Below are 22631 nucleotides of genomic sequence, written 5' to 3' on the forward strand. Positions count from 1 at the left end.
CGCGCCGACAATCTACGGCCGCCCCTCGAACCGAGAAAGTGGTATGTTTCTATCAACACCATAACTCCAGGTTCTGATCCTGCGGGCCCCCGCCATGACCTACGATCAGCTCGTCGCCTTCCTCGCCGTCGCGGGCGAGGGCACGTTCAGCGCCGCGTCCGCGCGGCTGCACAAGTCCCAGCCGGCCGTGAGCAAGCTGGTGCGCAACCTCGAGCGCGAGCTGGGGATCGAGCTGTTCGATCGCCGGGAGTACCGCGCCACGCTCACCGACGCCGGCCGCCTGTTCCACGAGCGCGCCGCGGCCGTCATCGAGGGCACCGAGGCGCTGCGCAGCTTCGGCATGCGCCTCTCGGGGAAGGCGGAGCCGATCGTGCGGCTCGCCGTCGACGCGGTGACGCCGCTCGGCCCCATCATGGACATCTTCCGGGGGCTCCAGGCGCGTCATCCCCTGGTGCGCATCGAGCTCGGCACCGAGCGGCTGGCGGGCACCGCCGACGCGCTGCGCGAGGACCGCGCCGATCTCGCCGTCGCCACGAAGCTCGGGATCGACGGCTCAGCGGTGGAGACTGCGCGCTTCTGCGACGTGCGGGTGATCCCGGTGGCGCGCTTCGATCACCCCCTGGCGACCTGCGGCGCGCCGATCCCGCCCGCGCTGCTGCGGGCGCACGCGCAGATCATCCTGCGCGACAGCGCGAGGGCGAGCGCCTCGCCGTCCCTGAACGTGCTGGAGGGCGGCCTGCGCTGGACGGTCACCGACGTCGCGGCGAAGAAGGAGGTCCTCCTCGCGGGCATGGGCTGGGGCGGGCTGCCCGAGCACGTGGCCGCCGGCGCGCTGGCGGCGGGCGAGCTCGTGGCGCTGCAGGTCCCCGAGTTCGTGGCCGACACCATGGAGCTCTTCGTGATCCGCCGCCGCGACCGCCCGCACGGCGTCGTCGCGCAGGCGCTCTGGGAGGCGCTCGGGCGCTGCGGCCACGGCGCCGGGGCGCCCGCGGCGGCCGGGAAGGCCGCGCGCCGCCGGAGGAGGGGTTGAGGGCCGCGCCGGCCAGACCTCCGGCGGCGGAGCGCGCTCGCCAGGCCGGTCGACGTCGTGCCCGTGAGCGCCGGCCGACCGGCGCGCTGCCGCTGGGTCACGCCTCTCCACGGCAGATCGCTCGGAGGATCTCGCGCGTGTGTCCGCGCAGCCATGCGTGCGCCTTGTCGCCCTCGCAGCGCTGGTGCCACAGCTGAACGATCCTGAGCTCGGGCGCGTCGAGCGGCAGCGGACGGGTGCTGAGGCCCAGCGCCCGCACGATGGGACCGCAGACGCGCGCCGGCAGCGCGACGACGAGATCGCTCTCGTGGGCGAAATGGATGGCCGCCGCGCACGTGGGAGCCGCCGCGACGACGCGCCGCCGCAGCCCCAGCGCCTCGAGCGCCTCGTCGATCGGATCGCGCAGGCGGCCACGGCGTGAGACGATGACGTGGAGCGCCTCGGCGTAGCGCCTGGCGGTGAGCCGGCCGCGCGCGAGCGGGTGGGCCCGGCGGAGGGCGACGACGACGCGATCTTCGCCGACCAGCTCCCCGCGGATCTCGGGGAGCGCGGGCTCCGTCGAGCCGAGCTCGAGATCCACGCGCCCGTGGCGCAGGTCGTCCGTGTCTCCCGCGGGCTCGGCCAGGAGCCGGACCTTCGCGAGAGGCGCCTGCTCCTGCACCGCTCGCAAGAGCCGCGTGCCGAGCGCCGTCGTCAGGGCGTCGTGGCAGCGGACGGTGAAGGTCCGCTCGAGCCTCGCCAGGTCGAGCTCCCGCTCGGGCGCGAACACCGCGTGCGCTCGCTGGACGATGGCCTGGACCTCCTGTCGCAAGGCCAGCGCGCGGGGCGTGAGCGCCATCGTCCGGCCGGCGCGCACAAGGATCGGGTCCCCCGTGGCGTCCCGGATGCGCCCCAGCGTTCGGCTCATCGCGGGCTGGGACAGGCGCAAGCGGGCCGCCGCGGCGCTGACGCTCCTCTCCTCGAGCAACGCGTCCAGCGCCGGCAACAGGTTCAGGTCCACATGCATGGCGGTAATTCTTCCTCATATCAACTATGCATTGGACGGTATGAGTCGTCCAGGGTTTATTCCTCCGCGCGGTGGTTCAGCGGTTCACGAGCACGCGCGAGGCGCTCGTCCGAGGAGGATTCATGTCGATTCATTCCGATCATTCCGAGCAGATGAACAACGATGTGATGTGGCGAGACCGGAGCCCGGGCCGCGCGGAGGGCGAGCCCCTGCTGCCCGCGGTCGTCGCGGCGCTCTCCGCGGCGGGCGAGCGGCTCGTCGGTCGCTTCTCGACAGAGCCGCGGCCGAGGAGCCGAGAGGACATCTTCGCCGCGCTCGGCGCCAACGATGCGGTCTCCCTCGAGGCGCTCCGCGAGCCCTTGTCGCGCGCTCGCCCGGAGGCCCGGTGGGTCGAGGACGAGCTCGAGTGCGGGCCCCTCCCGCCGGGGGAGTGGTGGGTCACCGACACCGTCGAGGGGAACATCAACCATGTTCACGGGATGGCGGACTGGTGCGTCACGGCGACCCTCGTCCGCGACAACGAGCCGGTCCTGACGGCGGTGCACCTGCCCCTGACCGGCGACACGTACACCGCCCGGAAGGGCGCCGGCGCGTACCTCGGGACCAGGAGGATCCGAGCGTCGGCGAAGACGGCGCTCGGCGCTGCCTTCGTCGGGACCGGCCAGGCGAAGCCGGGTGAGGACGACGAGACGTACCGGCGGATTGGCATGTCCGTCACCGCGATGCTCGGAAGCGCGCTCGTCCTGCGCGTCTCGGTCCCGGCCACCCTCCAGCTCGTTCAGGTCGCGGCCGGCCGGATGGACGTCTTCTGGCAGTACAGCCAGATCCGCTCCGGGCTCGTCGCGGGGGCGCTGCTCGTCGCGGAGGCCGGGGGCACGGTCACGGACACACGCGGGGAGCGCTGGACCCTCGCCAGCGAGGACTTCCTGGCTGCGGCGCCCGGGCTCCACGCCGGCGCGGTAGGCGTCCTGTCGATCGTCCGATGAGAGGAGGAGGCTGAACATGGATCAACTCATGGGAAACATTGGAATCCTCGGCTCGGGCCGTGTCGCCACGGTCCTCGCCAACAAGCTCGCGGGCGCCGGGCACGCCGTCACGATCGGCACCAGGGACCCGGCGCAAGCGGCGCTGAAATGGTCGGGAGCGCGCGTCGAGCTCAGGGATCACGCGGAGACCGCGCGCCTGGCCGCGATCGTCATCAACGCCACCCCCGGGGACACGAGCGTGGAGCGGCTCGGCGCCCTCCGCGACGCGCTGAAGGGAAAGATCCTCGTCGACGTCTCCAACGCGACGCTGCGCGGCCGCGACGGCCTCCCCGGCAGCCTGCTTTACCCGAACGGCAGCGTCGCCGAGCGCCTGCAGGCTGCGCTGCCCGAGACGGCCGTGGTCAAGACGCTGAACACCATGCTGTTCACCGTCATGGCCGATCCCACGAGCCTGCGCGCCGCTCCGACCGCGTTCCTCTCCGGCAACGACGAGGGCGCGAAGGCGGTCGTCGGGCGGTTGCTCGGTGATCTGGGCTGGCCGGCCGGCTGGATCGAAGATCTCGGAGACATCGAGACCGCGCGCGGTCCCGAGGCCGTCGCCTTGCTCGTCCCCTCCGTGCTGCGAAGGCGAGGGCTCGCGCCCTTCGCCGTCGCGCTCGCCCGGTAGACGCGACGACGCGCATCGCGGATCTGGAGCCCAATCCATCTCCGTGACCGGGGCTTGGCGAAAGTACCCATCCGGTCCTGCGCGAACGCCCATCGCGAGAAAATTGCAGTCAGCGAGGAGCGCCTTGCTCGTGTGATTTTCGCTGCTGAACGGAACGAACGGAACGTGGGCGCGCCGGGGGGCAACACGTCCTGAAAAATCAAATGATGTCGCCGTCACTGGAATCACGGAGCCCCCGGGACGGTCCCGACGGCTCCTGTGCGGTCGAAGGGGAGGGATCCGCTCTCAATTTCCTGGCGATTGAAGAGCGCTCGTTGTCTAATCGCGGGACTTCAGCGCTCCCAGCGCTGGTGAGGAGCGACAACGATGTCCAGACCCTCGCGTCACCAGCCTGCGCGTCGTCGCGGAGGCGCTCGGTGGGCCGCGCCGATCGCGCTGGTCCTCGCCGGCGGCTGTACGGGATCCGTGGGTGAGCCGGGCGCCGGTTCCGGCTCCGGCTCGAGCTCCGGCTCCGGCAAACCTGGTACCGACGATCCCATCGGTGTTTGCCGGGACGACACGGTGTACCCCGGGCGAGCGCCGCTCCGGCGGTTGACGCGCTTCGAATACAACAACACGGTTCGCGACCTCCTGGGGGACACGACGGAGCCCGCCTTCTCGCTGCCGAGCGAGGATATCGGGAACGGCTTCGGCAACGACGCGGACACGCTGTCTGTCTCGAGCCTGCTCGCCGAGCAGCTGGGCACCATCGCGGAGGGCATCGCCCAGCGCGCGACAGCGACGCCGGAGGCGCTCGAGAGGCTCGCTCCCTGCGCGGGCGACGTGACGGCGGCGAGCGAGGAAGCGTGCGCGCGCACGATCGTCGAGGACCTCGCGGCGCGCGCCTATCGCCGGCCGCTCCAGGCCGGCGAGGCGGACGAGCTCCTCGCGCTGTACAGCGTCGGGCGAGAGGACGCGACGTTCGCCGCCGGCATCGCGATGGTGATCGAGGCGGTGCTCCAGTCGCCCGATTTCCTCTACCGCGTCGAGTGGGGCGCGCCCGATCCCGCGCGCCCGGCGCTCCGCCGGCCGACGGGCGACGAGATGGCGACGCGGCTCTCGTACCTGTTCTGGGGCACGATGCCCGACGAGCAGCTGCGCTCGGCCGCGCGGGCGGGGGAGCTCGCGACGAAGGAAGGCGTGCGCTCGCACGCCGAGCGCATGCTCGACGATCCTCGGGCCCGACCCGTCGTGCGGTTCTTCTTCGACAGCCTGCTCCCCATCAGCAGCCTCGCGGATCTCGAGCGGGACGCGGAGGCCTTCCCGACCTTCTCTCGCACCATCGGCTCGCTGATGCGTGAGGAGACGCAGCGGTTCCTCGAGCAGGAGATCTTCGAGGAGGCCGGCACCTGGCCGTCCATCTTGACCGCCCCGTACACGTACATGAACGGCCCGCTCGCGGCGTTCTACGGCGTCTCCGGCGTGACGGGCGACGCGTTCCAGCGCGTGGAGCTCGATACGACCCAGCGCCTCGGGCTCCTCACCCAGGCGGGGGTGATGGCCGGGACGACGCACTCGAACATGACGAACCCCGTGGTCCGCGGCTCCTTCGTGGTCCAGAAGCTGATGTGCCACGTGATCCCGCTCCCCACGGGCGACATCCTGGAGAAGGTGAAGCCGCCGGACCCGTACACCGGCAAGACGGCGCGGGAGCGCTTCAGTCAGCACAGCGAGGACAAGGTCTGCGCGACGTGCCACCAGTTCATGGATCCGGTCGGCTTCTCGTTCGAGAACTACGACGCCGTCGGGCTGTTCCGCACGACCGAGAACGACGTCGCGATCGACGCGAGCGGCTCGGTGCCGGGCACGGAGGGGACGGTGAGCGGGCCGATCGAGCTGGTGCGCAAGCTCGCCGAGGCCGAGGACGTGCAGAGCTGCTTCGCGACGCACTGGATCGAATACGCCTACGGCCTCACGCTGCGCGCCGAGGACAAGTGCACCCGAGAGGCCGTCACGGCCGCCTTCAAGACGTCCGGATACAACGTGAAGCAGCTCCTCATCGAGCTCACGCAGACGGACGCCTTCCACACCATGGCTCCCCGGGAGGAGTGACGGCTATGTCGACGTTTCGCTCGACGTTTCGCTTGAACCGGCGTGCCTTGCTGCGAGGTGCTGGCGGCATCGCCATCGCGCTCCCGTGGCTGGAGATCATGGGCACCGAGCCCACGGCGCGCGCGCAAGCCGCCCCCGCGAAGCGCTTCCTCGCCGTCTACACGCCCGGCGGGACCGTGATGGACCGCTGGCGGCCGACGGGCTCCGAGACGAGCTTCACGCTGAGCCCCATCCTGGCGCCGCTCGCGCCGGTGCAGAGCCGGCTGCTCGTCGTCGACGGCCTCGACATGAAGAGCGGGCTCGGCGAGCAGCACCAGGCGGGGATCATCGCCTGGCTCACGGGCACGCCGCAGGACGGCGCCGCGGGCCGCGCCTACGGGAGCGGGCCGTCCATCGATCAGGTGATCGCCTCCCGGATCTCCGGGGGGCAAAAGGCGAAGGCGAGCCTCGAGATCGCGGTGCGCTGGGCGACGGGAAAATCGCACGGCCTGCTGTCTCCGATGAACATCGCGAATTTCGAGAACGACGCGCCTTACAGCCCGATCCCGCCGCGCATCGATCCGGTGGAGATCTTCACCGATCTCTTCGGCACGCTGAACCCCGGTACCGACGACGACGCTGCCCGTCGCCTCGCGCGAAAGCAATCGATCCTCGACTTCCTCGACCGGCGCTACTCCGCCCTGTCGTCGCGGCTCGGCGCGGCTGACAGGCAGAAGATCGATCAGCACCTGACGAAGATCCGCGAGATCGAGGAGAGCCTCAGCAAGGCGCCGATCGCGACGGGCGCCTGCCAGGCGCCGGCGAAGGTCGACACGTCCGACTACAACCCGCGCACGGGGCGCAACTCCGCCGACAACGGCTCGATCAAGGACACGTCGACCGACGCGGCGATCCCCAAGGTCGGCAAGCTCATGACGGACATACTGGTGATGGCGCTCGCCTGCGACATCACCGCGGTCGGCACCCTTCAGTGGAGCGACACCGAGGCGAAGCACACCTTCCCCTGGCTGAACCTGAGCGAGCACCACCATTACTACCAGCACGACGGCGGCTTCAGGGCGGCGGAGTGCGAGCTCATCTGCAACTGGTATTCGAAGCAACACCTCTATCTCCTGCAGGAGATGGAGAAGGTCGACATGGGCGGACACTCGCTGCTCGACGAGAGCGTCGTCTTCTTCGGCTCCGAGATCTCGGATCCGCCGAGCCACAAGAAGACGAACATGCCGTTCCTCCTGGCCGGCGGCGGCGGAGGCCTGCGTACCGGGCGCTGGCTCCGGTACAAGAACCTCCCGCACAACAACCTGCTCGTCTCGATCTTGAACCTGTTCGGCGACACCCGGACCACGTTCGGCACCCCGGAGCATTGCACCGGGCCGCTCACGAACCTGACATAGCAGCGAGAACGAGGCGCGTCCGAGCAAAACCGGGCGAGCCGCTTGGAGGCACCACGCAGCGGGCAGACCTCGAGGGTACGCTCGGGAGGCCTACTCCTCGACACGGACTGATTGACCGATACCGTCCGTCGGGGGGACATGGCTCAGCCAGGCAGCACAATGAATACCATTGACGACATCGCCTTGCATCGTCGGCGAGGTGATGGAGTGGCTTGAGGAGACCCGCGCTGGATGTTGCTCTTCACCCGCAGGCACGCTCCCTGGCTGAGCCAGAACGAGTGCGCTTTCTCCGACGTGCGGCGAACGGTTTCTTTCTCCAGGGATGAATCGGCGATGAGACACACGCGTACTTGTGGCGCATAACGAGCGCGCCGCACGCCTTCGGTCGACCTACCGCCCCGCGTCTTGGTCGGCCGTCCCTGAAGAGGTCCAGCGGGCTGGAGCGCCTCATCGCGCCTTTGGCGAGTAAATCTCTGTTGAGTCTTGACCTCGGCTGCGGCACGCTCGTCCTTCAATGCACAGGGGGCAGCTCTTCGGCCGCCGCTTCGAGCTCGTGGACCGCGCGGGCACGGGGGGAATGGGGACGGTGTGGCGCGCGCTGGACCGGACGACGGGTCGACCCGTGGCGCTCAAACTCCTCACCCGCGTCAGCGACCGCGATTCGGCGAGGTTTCGTCACGAGGCGCGCGTGCTTGCGGGGCTCTCGCACCCGCACATCGTGCATTATGTGACGCACGGGCTCGAGCCTTCGGGCGAACCTTACCTCGTGATGGAGTGGCTCGACGGCGAGACGCTCGCCGACCGGCTCGACGGGGCGGGCCTGAACCTCGAAGAGAGCCTGCTCGTCGCCCGTCGCGTCGCGAGCGCCCTCGCAAAGGCCCATGCCCTCGGCGTCGTTCACCGGGATATCAAGCCGAACAACCTGCTCCTGGTCGGCGGCGAGGTCGAGCAGGTGAAGGTGCTCGATTTCGGGATAGCGTGGCACCCAGGAGCGACGAGGCGCCTGACGCAGACAGGATCGATCCTAGGGACCCCCGGGTACATGGCCCCGGAGCAGGCTCGCGCGGAGCGCGAGGTGGGCCCGCCGGCGGACGTGTTCGCGCTCGGGTGCGTGCTGTTCGAGTGCTTGACTGGCAAGCCTGCATTTCAGGGCGAGCACCTGATGGCGCTGCTCGCGAAGCTCCTCTTGGAAGAGCCGTCGTACCTGATCGAGCTCCGGCCGGACGTGCCCGCAGGGCTCGCGGACCTCGTCGCGCGGATGCTCGCGAAGGAGCCTTCGGAGCGCCCGGCCGACGGGGCGGCCGTGATAGAGGCCCTCGTATCGCTGGGGTCGGACGCGGAGCCGCGCAGCCGCGCCGAAATAGGCGCTGGTTTCCGATCGATCACCCGCATGGAGCGGCGGCTCGTATCCATCGTGGCGGTGGCCTCGGCTCATGGCCAGTCCGCCGTCGAGGCCCGGACGGCTCCCGCCGGCGAGGTGAGGACCACCGGAGCGACGAGGCCCGCCCAGGGCGCGTCGCGGGGCCTCGTCGAGGCGGTGAAGCGCGCGGCGGTGCCGCTGGGGGCGCGGGTCGAGGAGCTCGTGAACGGCGTCGTCGTGGCGGCGCTCCTGAGCGAGGGCAGCGCGACGGATCAAGCGGCGGCGGCGGCGCGTTGCGCGCTCTGGGTGAGGGCGGCGACGGACGCCGCGATCGTGCTGGTGACGGGCCGTGCCGAGGCGACCCACCGTCTGCCCGTGGGAGAGGCCCTGGAGCGGGCCGCGGCATTGCTCGATGAGACACGCGGGCTCGAGGGACGAGGCGTGCTGGTGCGGATCGACGACGTGACCCGAGCGCTGCTGGACCCGCGCTTCCAGGTCGTCGAGGAGGCAGGCCGCTTCCTGCTCCAGGACCTGCGGCAGATCGGGGACGAGCCGCGCACCCTCCTCGGCAAACCGAGCCCTTTTGTCGGTCGAGACCGGGAGCTCCGGAGCGTCGTCGACCTGATCGAGGAGAGCTTCGAGGAGCGGCGCCCGGTCGCGGTCCTGGTGACGGCGCCCCCTGGCATGGGCAAGTCGCGCCTGCGACAAGAGATCGTCCGCGTGATCCGGGGGGGCCACCCTGATGTGGCGCTCGGGATGGCCTGCCCCGATGCGATCGGCGCAGGCTCGCCCTTCGCGATGCTGTCGGAGGCGCTGCGCGGCCCCCTCCAGATCACGGCCGGCGAGCCGCTCGCGGCCCAGCGAGAGAAGATAAAGCACCTCGTCTCCGTCTCCCTCTTCCATGCGGGTGAAGAAGCCCGGCATATCGCGGAATTCCTGGGGGAGCTCGCGGGCGCGCCGTTTCCGGACGAGGACAGCCCTCGCCTGCGCGCCGCCCGGCAGAGCCCGCAGCTCATGGCCGAGCAGGTGGAGGCGGCGTACGTCGCGCTCATCTCCGCCGTGGCGAGCACCCGGCCCGCCCTCCTGGTCCTCGAGGATCTCCACTGGGGAGACGCGCCATCGATCAAGATCGTCGACGCGGCGCTGCGCGAGCTCGACGACCGGCCATTTGCGGTGATCGCGTTCGCGCGGCCATCGGTGCACGAGCTCTTCCCGCGTCTATGGGCGACGCGCAACGCCCAACAGATCCGCCTCAACGAGCTCTCGCGGCGTGCGGCGACGGAACTCGTGCTGAGCGCGCTCGGCGCGGCCGTGGAGCCCTCCCAGGTCGCGGAGATCGTCGAGCGGTCGGGAGGGAACGCGTTTTACGTCGAGGAGCTGATCCGCACGGTGGCCGAGGGGCGGGGGGCGGCGCTGCCCGACACCGTGCTGGGCATGGTGGAGGCGCGCCTCTCGGCGCTCGCGCCCGAGGCGCGGCGGCTCCTCCGGGCGGCGAGCCTATTTGGCGAGGTCTTCTGGAAAGGCGGCGTGAGCGCTCTCCTGGGGGACGACGTGTCGGTGGACGCCTGCCTCGCGCAGCTCTGCGCAGACGAGCTCATCATGCGGCGCGTCCGCTCCCGCTTCGCGGGGGAGGAGGAGTACGCGCTCCGGCACGCGCTGCTCCGCGAGGGGGCGTATGCCATGCTCGCCGACCGCGATCGGGCGCTCGGGCACAGGCTTGCTGGCGCGTGGCTGGAGCGGACCGGCGAGCGGGATCCCGTGGTGCTGGCCGAGCATTTCGAGCGCGGTGGCGAGGGCGCGCGCGCGGCCGAGTTCTACCTCACGGCCGCGGAGCAGGCACTGCGCGGCGCCGATCTCAGGGGCGCGATCGCGCGCGCCGAGCGCGGCATCGCCTGCGGGGCCTCCGTGGAGACGGTGGGGGCGCTCCGCGCGGTCCAGGTGGAGGCGGGGATGTACCTGTCCGAGCACGCGAGCACCTACGAGTGGGCCTCGCAGGCGCTCGCCGTGGCCGACCCGGCGAGCGCGTGCTACTGCCGCGCGCTCGGGTTTGCGATCAAATCCGCGGCGCTCGCCAGGCGAATCGACGCGCTGGAAGACCTGATCCAGCGCCTCTCGACCCTGGAGTCGCCTGGTTCGGGACTCTTCTGGGTCATGATGGCGTACGAGCAGGTCGTCTACGTGCTGCTGTTCGCGGGCATGCGTGACGCGGCCCGCGGCTTCCTGCAGCGCATGGAGCTCATCGTCGCACAGGCAGAGACGGTCGACGCGTCGAGCCGGGGCTGGCTGGAGCTCGCGCGCGGGGCCTGGTGCCGCCACGCGGAGCGCGATGGTTTCCGCGCGCTCGGCCACAACCGAGAAGCGCTCAGGTGCTTCGAGATCGGCGGCGATTGCCGCCACATCTTGAATGCTCGGATGTTCCTCGAGATGAGCAACCAGGGGCTCGGCGCCCTCGAAGCGGCGGAGCAGAACCTCACGCGCGCGTTCGCCTCCGAGGGCGCGAGGGGACACCTCGGCTCCATCGTCGTCTATCACCTCTCGTTCGTGCTCCTGCAAAGGGGCAAGTACGAGCAGGCCATCGAGCTTCTCGATACCTACCTCGGCGACGTCGCCGACCCGATGGACGCGATGATCCCGAACATGCGCATCGCCCTTTGCGCCGCGCTGGTCCGCTTAGGACACCATGACCGGGCCGAGGAGGCCGTCCGTGAGGTGGTTGAACCCTCGGCGGGGCCGCTCTACCTCGCCCTCTCCGTGAGCCTGGGTACCGTGCTCGCCGAGCTCCGGCTCGCTCAGGGCCGCGCTACAGAGGCGGTGACGTTTGCGCGCCAGGCCATGGACCTGACGCGGAGCAGCGGGATATCCCCGTGGTTCCACGAGCTCGATCTGCCGCTGGTCTACGTGCTCGCGCTCCAGGCGAGCGGCGACGTCGACGGCGCCCGCGCGGCGCTGCGGGCCGAGCGCGATGATCTGCTCGCTCGAGCCGCCGCGATCCCCGACGCCGGCTATCGGCGGAGCTTCCTTGAGGGCCTGCCATCCCGCGCTCGCCTACTCGCCCTCGCTCGCGAGCAGCTGGACGAGCCGTCGGGGTCTGAGAGCGTGTCCGCGATGGTCACCTCAGCAATCTGACCGTCCATGCGTGCAACCGTGTGCTGTCTCGACAGCGCCTGCGGGAACCAGCGAGCGGCGAGCTGTCGGGCTGGCCCGGCTAGAATAGCGATCACGTTGATCAAGTGAGAAATAAACCGCCAAGACCCCAAGGACGCCAAGAGAAGATTCTCTTCTTGGCGTCCTTGGTGCGCCCGGCATGGGCGCGGAACTGGAGGTGAAAGTCCTCTTGGGACCTAGGCGGAAGGGCACCCAACACCGAAGCGACAAGGGCGAGCCCGCATGGGGTCGTCTGGTGGAAGTCTAAGGTGCAGTGCCGAACCGAGCGAAAGCGAAGCGCTGACGATGCGCACGTACCGCGGGGTGAGCCGGCCAACGGCGGCGAAGCCCAAATGTCCGTCGGGCGGCGTGCGTATAGGCGACGGGCTCGGCACGAAGTTTCGCGTTCTTACCCGGGGAGACCTCCCGGCCTCCGCCACAGGCGACCGCGGGCAGTAACCATGGAGAACGAAAGGACAAAGTGGTGAAGGAATGGGAGGAGTCGGATGGTCGTACAGTACCGGAAAGCCGCCGAAAGGCGGTCCCAACCGCGGCGACGCGGGGAGGGAAGGCGACCACGGCCAGTGAACAGGCAGGACAGCTCGAACTGTTCCGAGCGACAGTCGACAGCCCGCAAGGGGCCGACGGCGGGGTGGACACGGGCCGGCCCGTGGCTGCGCCGCGCGCGGCGCCGAAGGCTCGGAACACGAAGGGAATCGCCCTGCCGGCGATGACGATGGAGGAGGTGGCGTCCGAGGACAACCTGATGCGTGCGTTCGAGAAGGTGGCGCAGAACGACGGCGCCACTGCTCCGGTACCGGAACCTCCCGCACAACAACCTGCTCGTCTCGATCTTGAACCTGTTCGGCGACACCCGGACCACGTTCGGCACCCCGGAGCACTGCACCGGGCCGCTCACGAACCTGACGTCATAGCGCCAGAGCGACAAGTGGGCTGAAACCGCCAGAATAGGGCAGGGTTTCGAGTCGCCAAGCGCGCCAAGGCGCCAATTTTTTCATTTCTTGGCGTCTTGGCGTCTTGGCGTCCTTGGCGGTTCATTTCTCGGTGGATCAGACTGAGCGGCCCGCTTGAGCGTCCTGCGCACTCCCGGTGCTGCAGCGTCGTACGATGAGGGCGAGGCCGAACAGGGCGACGGTGAGCCCGAGGTACGCTGACCTGCTGCCAGCGCCGTGAAAGCTGCATCGGGCGTCGTCGCTGGTGTCGTCGGTCCCATCATTTCTGCTGCTGTTGCCGGCGGCAGCGCTGGAGGTGCCGCCGCCCGCGCCGTTCCCTGCTCGGCCGCCCGCGCCCGGCTCCGCACCGCCGCTCCCGCCCGCGCCGGGCTCCACGCTGTCGCCTCCGCCCGTACCAAGCCCTGCGCCGCCGCTTCCGCCCGCGCCGCCGCCGCCTGCGCCGGTCCCGGGTGAGGGCTCCCAGCCGAGCAGCCGCGAGACGACGCGCCGCGTGCGCGCAGCAGGGCCGCGCTTGTCATAGCTCAGGAGGAACCGGCCATCCTCGCCGCGGGCCAGCATCGGCGCATCACAATCGTCATCCACGAGCAGCGCCTCCATGCCCGGCGTTCCATCGGGGGCCACGGCGCGGATCCGGAGCCGGTGCGTCTCCGCCTCTTCCCACACCACCTGGTAGCTCGCGCCGTCCCAGGCGACGGCCGCCGCATGACCAGCGCTCGTCGGCGAGATCAGGAATGCTTCGCCCCTCCAGCCGCCCGTGCCGTAGATTCGACCGTGCACCGGCCCATCACCGCTCTCCGGCCAGCCATCGACGGACTCCGTCCAGACAACGAGTGTGTCCGTGCCGTCCGTTGCCCCGGCGACGGCGGCCGATGCGCTCGACAGCAGGAAGCCCTCCCCGACGTCTCCCGTGCGGCTCACGGGGACGAGATGCAGGCCGGCCTTCGAGTAGGCCACCAGGTAGTCCTGCCCGGCGCGGAGCGGCATCGCGTGCGACTCCGCCCCGACCGAGGGCACGATGGGGAACACCGGGCCGGCGCTCCCCGAAGCGCCGAGCAGGCGGCCCGACGCTGTGTACACGAAGGGCTCCTCCGCGGTCCTCTCCACGAAGGTCACCAGATATCCGTCGCCGTTGCCCGCGACCGACGGCGTCGCCGACAGGTGGAGCGACGAGACGGCGGCGCTCTCCCCGAGCGCGCCGTCGCCCGACACCCGCCGCAGGTGATCCCCGCCGGCGCCGAGCGCGCTCCAGGTGAGCACCGACGCGCCGTCGCCGTTCGAGGCCAGATCGATCGCGAAGGCGCTGCTCGCGAGCTCGATCCCGACCGGATCGACGACCTCGCCGGCCGCGCTCACGCGCACCGCGCGCGCGGTCGCCCGCTCCCCTTCCGGGTCCGGCTCGTCGGTCCAGGCGACGAGGTAGCTCTCGCCGGTCCAGGCCACGCGCGGGGCGCCCTGCCTGTTCGGCAGGGGGCTGAGCCCGAGTCGGCCCGCGGCCAGCGCGAGATCCGGGCCGATCAGGCTGCCCTCGATGCCCTGGCCGTGGAACGCGAGCAGGAAGCGCGAACCGTTCCACGCGAGCGCGTTCCGATCCGAATCCCGGACGGAGCGAGGCGACCCGTCCGCGAGCCTCACGTCGTCGGTCCCCTGCACGACACCCTCGGCCGAGACGCGGGCCCCGTACATCGCGCGACCGTCCCGCTCGTCGGCCCAGGCCACGAGATAGCTGCTGCCGTCGAACGCCGCGGCGGGGGCCCCGGTGCCCGGGCTCGGCCGCGAGATCGGGAAGTCCCTTGCCGCGATCGTGCCGTCTGCGCGCAGCACCGCGCCCCGGATCGTGCTCGTGGGATCGTCCCGTACCCACGTGGCCAGGAAGCTCGTCCCGCCGGACGCGAGCGCGGCCAGCCGCGCGTTGCCCGGGTCCTCCGAGATCTGAACGCCAAAGGCGTCGAGCGCTGTCCCATCGCTGGCCACCCGCGCCGCACGGATGGCCCGCGCGCCGCCGCCGGCGACGTCCTCGTCCCAGGCCACGACGGAGACGTCCGCCCCGGCGCCGACCGCCGGCCGCGACGCGCGGCCGCTCGTGGAGAGGGCGCGCTCGGCGCCGGGAACGGCGCTGCCGCTCGGGTCGACGAGCGTCGCGCGGACGTCGTCGGCCCCATCGTCGGCGAGGCTGAGCCAGGCGGTCACGAAGCGCTCCCCGTTCCACTCGACCGAGGGATACACGCCCTCGGCCGACGTCGAGATCGCGAAGCTCGCCGGCCCTTCGAGCGTGCCGTCGGGTCGCATCACGCGGCCGCGGATGGTGATCCGGGCGTCGTCGCCGTACTGGCTCCAGGTGACGAGGTAGCGGCCTCCGCCGTACGCCACGCTGGGCAGGTACTGACCGGCGGACTCCTCGCCCAGATCCAGCCAGTCGAGATCGAGCACGTCCCCGCGCGCGCCGACGCGGACCGCGCGGATGCGCGACAGATCCTCGAAGACGACGACGTAGCTCGTCCCGTCGGTCGCGATCTCCGGATCGAACCCCACGTCTTGCTGGACGGGCACGGGCGGCTCCGTCCCGATCTCCGGGCCCACCTCCGGATCGAGCAGCGCCGGATAGCCGCTCTCCTCGACGACCGAGGCGGGCACACGCAGCTCGATGTGGCCGTCCGCCCAGCGGGCGGGCACCGGAACGCGGCGGCCCGACGCGTCGATCCACGTGCCGTGGCCGTACACGAACCGCTGCCCCGGCGCGGCGCCGAGGACGAGGCCGCGGGCGTCGCTCGCGACCGAGGGCGCGGCGTCCGCGGCGCCGAGCCGGGCGCTCACGCGCACGACGAGATCGCCGCGCCCCCCGGGCCGCTCGGGGAACCGGAACGCCTGCTCGGCGTTCGCCTCGTGGTTCCTCCACAGCTCGCTGCAGGTCTCGAACGCGCGCTCCGCGCCGCCGTCCGCCGCCATGCGCACGCGGCCCTCGCCGTTCACGCACTCGTGGCCGGCGCGGGCGATCGATCGCGTCGTCAGCGTGAGCGCGCTCCCTGGCTGGAGCTCGCCGGGCGCGCCCTCGAGGAGAGGCCCGCGGAGCGCGCGGCGGCGCGCCGTCAGCTCGGCGGCGGTGCGCGCCCCGGCGAGCGCCTGGAGCTGCCTCGCTCGCCCCCTGCGCGCCGCCCTCGCCGAGGGCTTCGCGCGGATCCGCGCCGCGCCGCCCTCGACGTCAATCCGGTGGGCGGCGCCCTCGGCGGAGAGCCCTTGTCGCGTGGATCGAAAGCTCGCCCGCGCCCTGCTCACGATCCGCCCGAGCTCGACCGGCGCGGCGCCGCTCGGCCGGAGCGCGCGCTCCGCGGGGCGCTCGGCAGGACCGGTCCCCGCCGCCTGCGGTCCAGGCGCGCTGCACGCCGAGGCGCACCCCGCCATCAACAGCAACCATGCTCGACTCGAAGCCAGCGTCACGATGCACCTCCTGACGGCCTTGGCAGCCGACGCGCACCCCGCCGTTCTCTGATGGATGAGCCAGCGGGACGGTAACAGCGTGTGTGCGTTCACGTCGATCGCGGACCACGACGAGGTCATGCGACGACTCCGGTGTTGTGACCTGGCTAGATCGCCGAGTCAGCAAGACCCGGAGGACGCTGTGCGCTTGACGGGGGCAGGGGCGTGAAGATCGCCAGCAGGCCGCGGGCCAGACCGAGCTGGCCCGCCGCTCTCACTGGAGAATGGCCGGGGACGGATTCCCCGTATAGACCTGCGAGCAGCGGGGCTTCTTCGCGTCGGACGGGCAGCGGAGCCCCTGGTAGAAGCTCAGCGTGTTCGCCAGGGGGGCATAGCCGCTCGGGACCTGGAGCTTCGACACCGAGCCGAAGTAGGCGAGGCACGCGTCGCGCCACCAGCGCGCCTCGTAGTGCTGGATCTCAAGGAAGTCGCTCACGTCACCGAAGCGCTTGCCATCGATACGGCCCTCGACGGACTTCCATGTCTCTCGCATGACCCCCACCTCATCGACGCCCTGGCTGTAACGATGGACGAGCTCCTCCCAGACCGTCCTCCCCGACTTCAGCTTGTCTTGCCAGCCGACGCGGTGGAAGAAGAGCACGAGATCGTCCGGGACCGTGTCCCGGCTTCCAAACGTCTGTCCCACCTGCGCGGCGTACTGGGCAACGGCGTTGCTGCCCGCCGAGGTGCGGTTGAAGCCGATGCTGTTCGCGTCCGCCTTGTGATAGTAGACCGGGTTCCACTCGACGCGGCTCAGGCTGTTCAGCCACGGCCCCGGCCCGTAGTGATGGTCGTTGCCCATGATGTGGACAAGGCCGAGGGGCGTCATGTAGTCGACAAGCGCCTCGCGTGACTCCATCATGATCTGAACGACCGGCTCGACGACGACGGGGTCGTTCGAGAACGTCTGCCGGACCCACTCCTCCGCGATGGCCTCCGAGGAGAGGTCCGGGTTCCACGCCAGGCGCCCGAACACGTACCAGTTCGCCTGGTTCATCTGCGATCCGGTCCAGTTCGTGTCGTCACCCACGTTGGCGACGCCCGAGATCGCGGTGGTCGTGTACTTGTGGAGGGTGCCGTCGATGACCCGCGCCACGGTCGAGCCCTCGCCGCCCGCGTAGGTGTCCGCCTTGAGGACCTCCTCGTAGAGCGGGCCGAGGTAGGCGAGGTGCGTGTCCATGCCGAGGTACTCCTTCGTGATCTGGAGCTCGAGGGCGAGGGGCGTCTTCGGCATGGCCCCGAACAGCGGATGGAACGGCTCCCGGGGCTGGAAATCGAGCGGGCCGTTCTTGGCCTGCACGAGGACGTTGCTCTTGAATTTGCCGTCCAGAGGCTTGAACTCCTCGTAGGCCTGCTTGATGCGGTCCGGGGGGCTGGTGTCGGAGTAGACGAAGGCGCGCCATATCACGATGCCGTCATGCGGCGCGAGGGCGTCGGCGAGCATGTTGGCGCCGTCGGCGTGGGTCCGCCCGTAGTCTTGCGGCCCTGGCTGACCCTCGGAGTTCGCCTTCACAAGGAAACCACCGAAGTCGGGGATCTGCTGGTAGATCTCGTTGACCTTGTTCGTCCACCATTGCTTGACGCTGGCGTTGGTCGGATCGGCCGTGCTCAGGTTGCCGATCTCGACCGGCGCGCTGAATCGCGCCGTGAGGTAGACCTTGATGCCATAAGGGCGGAAGACGTCGGCGAGCGCCTTGACCTTCGTGAGGTACGATGGCGTCAGGACCTGCGCGTTGGCGTTCACGTTGGTCAGCACCGTCCCGTTGATGCCGATGGAGGCGTTGGCCCTCGCGTAGTCCTTGTAACGGGGAGAGAGCGTGCCGGGCAGCGCGCTCCAGTCCCAGATGGATCGGCCCGCGTAGCCGCGCTCCACGCTGCGATCGAGGTTGTCCCAGTGGTTCAGGATGCGATGGCCGATCTTCGGAGAGCCGGTGAGCGACAGCTTGTCGAGGGCGCTGTGGCTCTGGACGTGCCGGAGGAGCGCGAAGGTGCCATAGAGCACGCCCACCTCGGTGTTGCCGGCCACGGCGATCACCGGCTGGCCTCCGACGTCGGCGGCCTCGACGAGGTAGCCCTCGGGGCCCAGGGCGCCGAGGCGCGCTGCGAGCGGCAGGCCCTTGATGACGTCCGCTGCGGCCGTCCCGATCACCACGGCGCCCGGTCCGTCGACGGCCGCGCCGGTCCCGACGGTTCCGCCCGTCAAGCCGCTCAGCCCTTTGACGAGCTCGGCCTCGGCGATGTCGAGGCTCGCGCCGGTCCCCGATTTGACCACGCGCTTGAAGGCCGCCTGGTACTCCGCGAGGCGCCCCGGAATCGGCACCTTCGGGTACCTGAGCCAGAGGTCTGCGCCCGTCTCGTCCGGCAGGGCGCCCGGCGCGGGGTACTCCTCGTCGGAGCCCGACATGCCGCCCGTGCTCCCGGTCGATCCTGTCGTGTCCACGCCGCCCTGGCCGACCGATGTGCCGCTGTTCGCGCCGCTGCTCGCGCCGCCGCCCGTGCCGGTGGCCCCGCTGGGGCTCCCCGCCGCGCTGGAGCCGCCGCTGCCGGTCACCTCGTTCGGCTCATCGGTGCCGCTCGAGGAGCAAGCGCCCGCGAGCGCCGCGCTCAAGAGCCCGACGACGAGGAGCGGTACCCTCAGGATCTTCATCGAATGAGCCCGTCTGGTGGGCGGTCGACCCGCGCAACGTGGCATCTTGTTTTCCGAAGGAGGCGCCATCTGAATCAGCCTTTCCATGGAGGGTGGCTTGGGAAAGAGAGTGAACAAACCGATTCGCGGATCTCGAGGGTGAATCTCGACGCCCGTCAAGGCCTAAACGCGCCGTGCAAGACTGCAACGCACCGCGGCTCCGTCATGCCTTGCCCACCCCGTCAGAGGTCGCTTCTCGTGCCGTCGTGCGCGAAGTGTTCAGCGTTCCTGCATTTCTGGCGGCTCCGAGCAAAAACGTCAGAAATGCGGACTGAAGCTGCCAATAACCGTGATCGAGGTGCCTTCCACTGGGAATGCTCACCCGATCGCGCTGCGGTCCAGTGTCTCCGGCGGAGGAGGACGCGGCACGACAGGCTCGCGCATGGCGAGGCCGAGCCCTGCAGATCTGCGAGGTCCGGAATGTCCGTTCGACCGAATGGCTCCAAACCGCTCATCGGAGCCGCTTCGCTTCCGCTGCTCGCGGCGTGCGCGGTGAGCATCGGCGACGACTCGACGGGCGGAGGAGGCGACGGACCCAATGCGCAACCTCGAGCTCGGCCGGCGTCACCACCTCTGTAGGTCAGGGCACAGGGGGCCGGCCGTGGTATGCCATCGCGGTGTCCAGCGCCGCTGATCCCTCGGCTCCTCCGCCGCCGCCCGCCTTCGAGGCCAGCGACTACAGCTGGCTCGTCGGCTTCGAGGGCGACTGGCGCGACACCTGGTGGAACCGTGACTTCGTCGAGCTCATCGCCCGCCGGCTCCGGCTCGACGAGGTGCGCGCGGCGGTCGATGTCGGCTGCGGCGTCGGGCACTGGGGTCGCACCCTCCTGCCTGTGCTCCACGGCGACGCCACCCTGGTGGGCGTCGATCGTGAACCGTCGTTCGTCGCGCGCGCCGCCGCCGAGGCCGAGGCGTGCGGGGTGGCGGCGCGCACGTCGTACCTGGAGGGCCTCGCCGAGGCCCTCCCGCTGCCCGACGCGAGCGTCGACCTCGCCACGTGCCAGACGGTCCTGATGCACGTCGCCGACCCGCTGCGGGTGCTGCGCGAGATGCGCCGTGTCCTGCGCCCCGGCGGCCTCCTGCTGGCGGTCGAGCCGAACAACTTCGCCGAGAAGGCCACCGCCCTGGTCACCGCGCCCGGCCTGTCGCGCGCCGACCGGCTCTCGCTGCTCGAGCTCGAGGCAACCTGCCAGGACGGCAAGCGCGCGCTGGGACAGGGGGACAGCTCCGTGGGCGAGCGGCTGCCAGGGCTCTTCCGCGAGGCAGGGCTCGGCGATCTCCACGTGTGCCAGTCGGACAAGTGCGCCGCGCTGATCCCGCCGTACGAGACGCCCGCGGAGCGCGCGGAGCTGCGCCAGATGCTGGCGTGGATCGACGGCGGCATCTGGCTCGGAACGGGCGGCACCCGCGACCAGGCCCACGCCTGGTATCTGGCCGGCGGCGGCGATCCGGCGCAGTTCGAGCGGCTGTGGGCGATCGCCATGCGGGAGGCCCGCGCGTGGAAGCAGGCCGCGCTCGCGCGCACGCACGGCGGCGCGCACGGGGTGACGTTCTACCTGGTGTCGGGGCGCAAGCAGGCGTGACGCCCGGCCTCGGAACGGCGTAACTCGACGCTGGCCCGCGCCCAGGCAGCCTGAGCGGCAACAGCATGGTCCGGCCCGGTGTGCGGGGGACGTGAACCATGTCGTCTCTGGGCGCCGCTGTCATCACATCGCCGGACTCAGCGTTCGAGAGAGAGCGCTGCCCGGAGCGCTCGCTCCTTGCAGCTGCGCTTCATGGTTGCTCTTGCTTTCTCAGGGTGCCCCGCCCCACCGCGGGGTATCCGCATGTGAGTAGCTGTCCGACGAACACCGTGTTGCCAGGCATGGGGTCGGCAAGGTTCGCGAGGTGTTCATGATCAGGCGCACGCTGGCCGGGAATATTGAGCTCTACCAATTGAACGAGGGTTCGCAGGCGTCTCGCTGGTGCACGTATCCACCTTGAGCAGAAGCCCGCGACTCAGACGTTCTGATCATGGAGAACCTTATGCGTACCACTCGCTTGCTTGGCTGCATCTCCGCTTCGTTCGCGCTCGGTCTGTTTGCGTGCGCCGTGGAGCCCATCGAGGAAGAGGATCTCGACACGCTGGACGGCGCCCTGGACAGCGCTGACGGCTCGATGTCGGCGGATATCGCGATTCAGTCGGACTGGGGGAACGGCTACTGCGCGAACGTGAGGGTGACGAACAAGTCCCGCTCCCCGGCCACCACCGGCTGGAACGTGGGCGTCCGGCTCAACGGCTCGACCCTGGTCAATGCGTGGAACGTGACCTCCGTGTCCTCGAGCGGACAGTTCACCGCCACGAACGCGACCCACAACGCAGCGATCAAGGAGAAAGGTTGGGTGGAGTGGGGGTTCTGCGCAAACGGCAGCGGGCGGCCCGCGGTCGCGTCGGTCACCGGCAGCGGAGGCACGATCGTCGGCACGGGCGCGTCCTCCTCGTCGAGCAGCAGCGCGAGCTCGTCGTCGAGCAGCAGCTCGTCATCGAGCAGCAGCTCGTCGTCGAGCAGCAGCAGCACGGGGGCGGGCGGGGCAGGCGGCTCGGGCGGTGCGGGCGGCTCCGGTGCGGGCGGCTCCGGCGGCTCCGGCGGGTCGGGCGGCTCCGGCGGGAGCACGGGCGCGGTCGAAGACAGCGGCGCGAGCTGCCCCAAGCCGACGTTGCCCGCCGCCTCGTCTCTCCCGGTGTTCGACACGCATCACGATCCGTTCCTGAGCTTGAGCGGTTCACGCATCACGAAGAAGTCGGAGTGGGCGTGCCGGCGCGCGGAGATCAAGTCGCAGGTCGAGACGTATGAGTCCGGATCGAAGCCGGTGGTGTCCAAGGACAATGTCACGGGGCAGTTCTCGGCGAACAGGCTGACGGTCAACGTCAACGATGCAGGGAAGAGCGCCTCCTTCTCCATCAACATCAGCCGGCCTTCCGGCGCGCCTGCTGGTCCGATCCCGCTCGTCATCGGCATCGGCGGTTCGAATCTGGACAACAGCGTGTTCACCCAGAACGGCGTCGCGATGGCGACCTTCGACAACAACGCGATGGGCGCGCAGAACGGCGGCGGCTCGCGCGGGACAGGCACGTTCTACAACCTCTACGGCAGCAACCACTCGGCCAGCTCGATGATCGCGTGGGCCTGGGGCGTGAGCCGGATCATCGACGCGCTGGAGAAGACCCCGGGGGCCAACATCGACCCGAAGCGCATCGCGGTGACGGGTTGCTCGCGCAACGGCAAGGGCGCGCTCACGGCCGGCGCGTTCGATGAGCGCATCGTGCTGACGATCCCCCAGGAGTCGGGCGCCGGCGGCTCGGCGAGCTGGCGCGTCTCGCAGGCGGGCGCCAACGCCGGGGAGAACGTGCAGACCCTGTCCAGCGCGGCCAGCGAGCAGCCGTGGTTCCGCGCGAACTTCGGCTCGACCTTCGGCAACCGGGTGACGTCCTTGCCCTTCGACCATCACATGGTCATGGGGCTCGTCGCGCCGCGCGCGCTGCTCGTCATCGACAACAGGATCGACTGGCTCGGCATCAACAGCACCTTCACGGCGGGGTCCATCGCCCAGCAGATCTGGAAGGGGCTCGGGGTGCCGGACAAGATGGGTTACTGGCAGACCGCCGCCCATGCCCACTGCGCGTTCCCGTCCTCGCAGAGGGCGGCCCTCGATGCGTACGTGAAGAAGTTCCTCGTCGGCGGCGGCACCGCGGACACCAACCTGCTCAAGGGCGACGGGGCGACGGCCGATCTGAACCGGTGGATGAAGTGGACGGCGCCGACCCTCCAGTAGCCGCTCGGG

General features: G+C 70.3%; 12 protein-coding genes and 1 pseudogene. 10 read left to right on the top strand and 3 right to left on the bottom strand.

Annotation, left to right across the window (positions count from 1 at the left end):
• Window positions 1-94 precede the first annotated feature (94 nt).
• Window positions 95-1030: a LysR family transcriptional regulator gene (locus WME82_RS05660; RefSeq protein WP_438041982.1), complete on the top strand. Its 936-nt coding sequence runs from the start codon at window positions 95-97 to the stop codon at window positions 1028-1030.
• 97 nt (window positions 1031-1127) lie between these two features.
• Here the strand turns inward: WME82_RS05660 and WME82_RS05665 are convergent, their stop codons facing one another.
• On the bottom strand, window positions 1128-2036 hold the full coding sequence (locus WME82_RS05665; protein ID WP_438041983.1) for a LysR family transcriptional regulator: 909 nt from the start codon (window positions 2034-2036) through the stop codon (window positions 1128-1130).
• Window positions 2037-2203: 167 nt separating this feature from the next.
• On the opposite strand from WME82_RS05665, the gene WME82_RS05670 reads away from it, so the two are divergent.
• The 6 genes from WME82_RS05670 (at window position 2204) to WME82_RS05695 (ending at window position 12613) form a co-directional block, all read left to right on the top strand.
• Window positions 2204-3022 (top strand): inositol monophosphatase family protein, encoded by an 819-nt coding sequence (locus WME82_RS05670; protein WP_438044862.1) that lies wholly within the window; start codon window positions 2204-2206, stop codon window positions 3020-3022.
• Between the two features lie 28 nt (window positions 3023-3050).
• Complete coding sequence (locus WME82_RS05675) at window positions 3051-3689, top strand: NADPH-dependent F420 reductase (protein ID WP_438041984.1); 639 nt, start codon at window positions 3051-3053, stop codon at window positions 3687-3689.
• A 366-nt stretch (window positions 3690-4055) separates the two neighbouring features.
• Window positions 4056-5780: a DUF1592 domain-containing protein gene (locus WME82_RS05680; protein WP_438041985.1), complete on the top strand. Its 1725-nt coding sequence runs from the start codon at window positions 4056-4058 to the stop codon at window positions 5778-5780.
• A 5-nt stretch (window positions 5781-5785) separates the two neighbouring features.
• Window positions 5786-7174 carry a DUF1552 domain-containing protein gene (locus WME82_RS05685; protein WP_438041986.1) on the top strand — a complete coding sequence of 463 codons (1389 nt, stop codon included), beginning with the start codon at window positions 5786-5788 and terminating at the stop codon, window positions 7172-7174.
• Window positions 7175-7688: 514 nt separating this feature from the next.
• Window positions 7689-11660: a protein kinase domain-containing protein gene (locus WME82_RS05690; RefSeq protein WP_438041987.1), complete on the top strand. Its 3972-nt coding sequence runs from the start codon at window positions 7689-7691 to the stop codon at window positions 11658-11660.
• Between the two features lie 788 nt (window positions 11661-12448).
• Window positions 12449-12613, top strand: a complete 165-nt coding sequence (locus WME82_RS05695; protein ID WP_438045038.1) for a hypothetical protein — start codon at window positions 12449-12451, stop codon at window positions 12611-12613.
• Between the two features lie 135 nt (window positions 12614-12748).
• On the opposite strand, the gene WME82_RS05700 is transcribed toward WME82_RS05695, so the two are convergent.
• Both WME82_RS05700 and WME82_RS05705 read right to left on the bottom strand, forming a co-directional pair.
• Complete coding sequence (locus tag WME82_RS05700; RefSeq protein ID WP_438041988.1) at window positions 12749-16048, bottom strand: hypothetical protein; 3300 nt, start codon at window positions 16046-16048, stop codon at window positions 12749-12751.
• Window positions 16049-16337: 289 nt separating this feature from the next.
• The gene (locus WME82_RS05705; protein WP_438041989.1) at window positions 16338-18770 is read right to left on the bottom strand and encodes an alpha-glucuronidase family glycosyl hydrolase; all 2433 of its coding nucleotides are present in this window, start codon (window positions 18768-18770) and stop codon (window positions 16338-16340) included.
• 656 nt (window positions 18771-19426) lie between these two features.
• Between WME82_RS05705 and WME82_RS05710 the strand changes: the two genes are divergently transcribed.
• The 3 genes and pseudogenes from WME82_RS05710 (at window position 19427) to WME82_RS05720 (ending at window position 22622) form a co-directional block, all read left to right on the top strand.
• Window positions 19427-20392, top strand: coding sequence for a class I SAM-dependent methyltransferase (locus tag WME82_RS05710; protein ID WP_438041990.1), 966 nt, complete (start codon window positions 19427-19429; stop codon window positions 20390-20392).
• A gap of 574 nt (window positions 20393-20966) precedes the next feature.
• Window positions 20967-21191, top strand: a pseudogene (locus tag WME82_RS05715) (cellulose binding domain-containing protein); the annotation flags it as partial.
• A 372-nt stretch (window positions 21192-21563) separates the two neighbouring features.
• A complete protein-coding gene (locus WME82_RS05720) occupies window positions 21564-22622 on the top strand; it encodes a glucuronyl esterase domain-containing protein (RefSeq protein ID WP_438044863.1) in 1059 nt (352 codons plus the stop codon).
• The last annotated feature ends 9 nt before the right edge of the window (window positions 22623-22631 follow it).

Origin of the sequence: Sorangium sp. So ce128 (assembly GCF_051525245.1) — a bacterium.
Taxonomy (GTDB): Bacteria; Myxococcota_A; Polyangia; order Polyangiales; family Polyangiaceae; genus Sorangium; species Sorangium cellulosum_B.

Bases quoted from the DNA above. Each gene is read 5' to 3' on its own strand.
- WME82_RS05685 (WP_438041986.1), top strand. From the start codon at position 5,786: ATGTCGACGTTTCGCTCGACGTTTCGCTTGAACCGGCGTGCCTTGCTG.
- WME82_RS05705 (WP_438041989.1), bottom strand. From the start codon at position 18,770: ATGAAGATCCTGAGGGTACCGCTCCTCGTCGTCGGGCTCTTGAGCGCG.
- WME82_RS05690 (WP_438041987.1), top strand. From the start codon at position 7,689: ATGCACAGGGGGCAGCTCTTCGGCCGCCGCTTCGAGCTCGTGGACCGC.
- WME82_RS05660 (WP_438041982.1), top strand. From the start codon at position 95: ATGACCTACGATCAGCTCGTCGCCTTCCTCGCCGTCGCGGGCGAGGGC.
- WME82_RS05675 (WP_438041984.1), top strand. From the start codon at position 3,051: ATGGGAAACATTGGAATCCTCGGCTCGGGCCGTGTCGCCACGGTCCTC.
- WME82_RS05680 (WP_438041985.1), top strand. From the start codon at position 4,056: ATGTCCAGACCCTCGCGTCACCAGCCTGCGCGTCGTCGCGGAGGCGCT.
- WME82_RS05665 (WP_438041983.1), bottom strand. From the start codon at position 2,036: ATGCATGTGGACCTGAACCTGTTGCCGGCGCTGGACGCGTTGCTCGAG.
- WME82_RS05700 (WP_438041988.1), bottom strand. From the start codon at position 16,048: ATGGCGGGGTGCGCCTCGGCGTGCAGCGCGCCTGGACCGCAGGCGGCG.
- WME82_RS05670 (WP_438044862.1), top strand. From the start codon at position 2,204: ATGTGGCGAGACCGGAGCCCGGGCCGCGCGGAGGGCGAGCCCCTGCTG.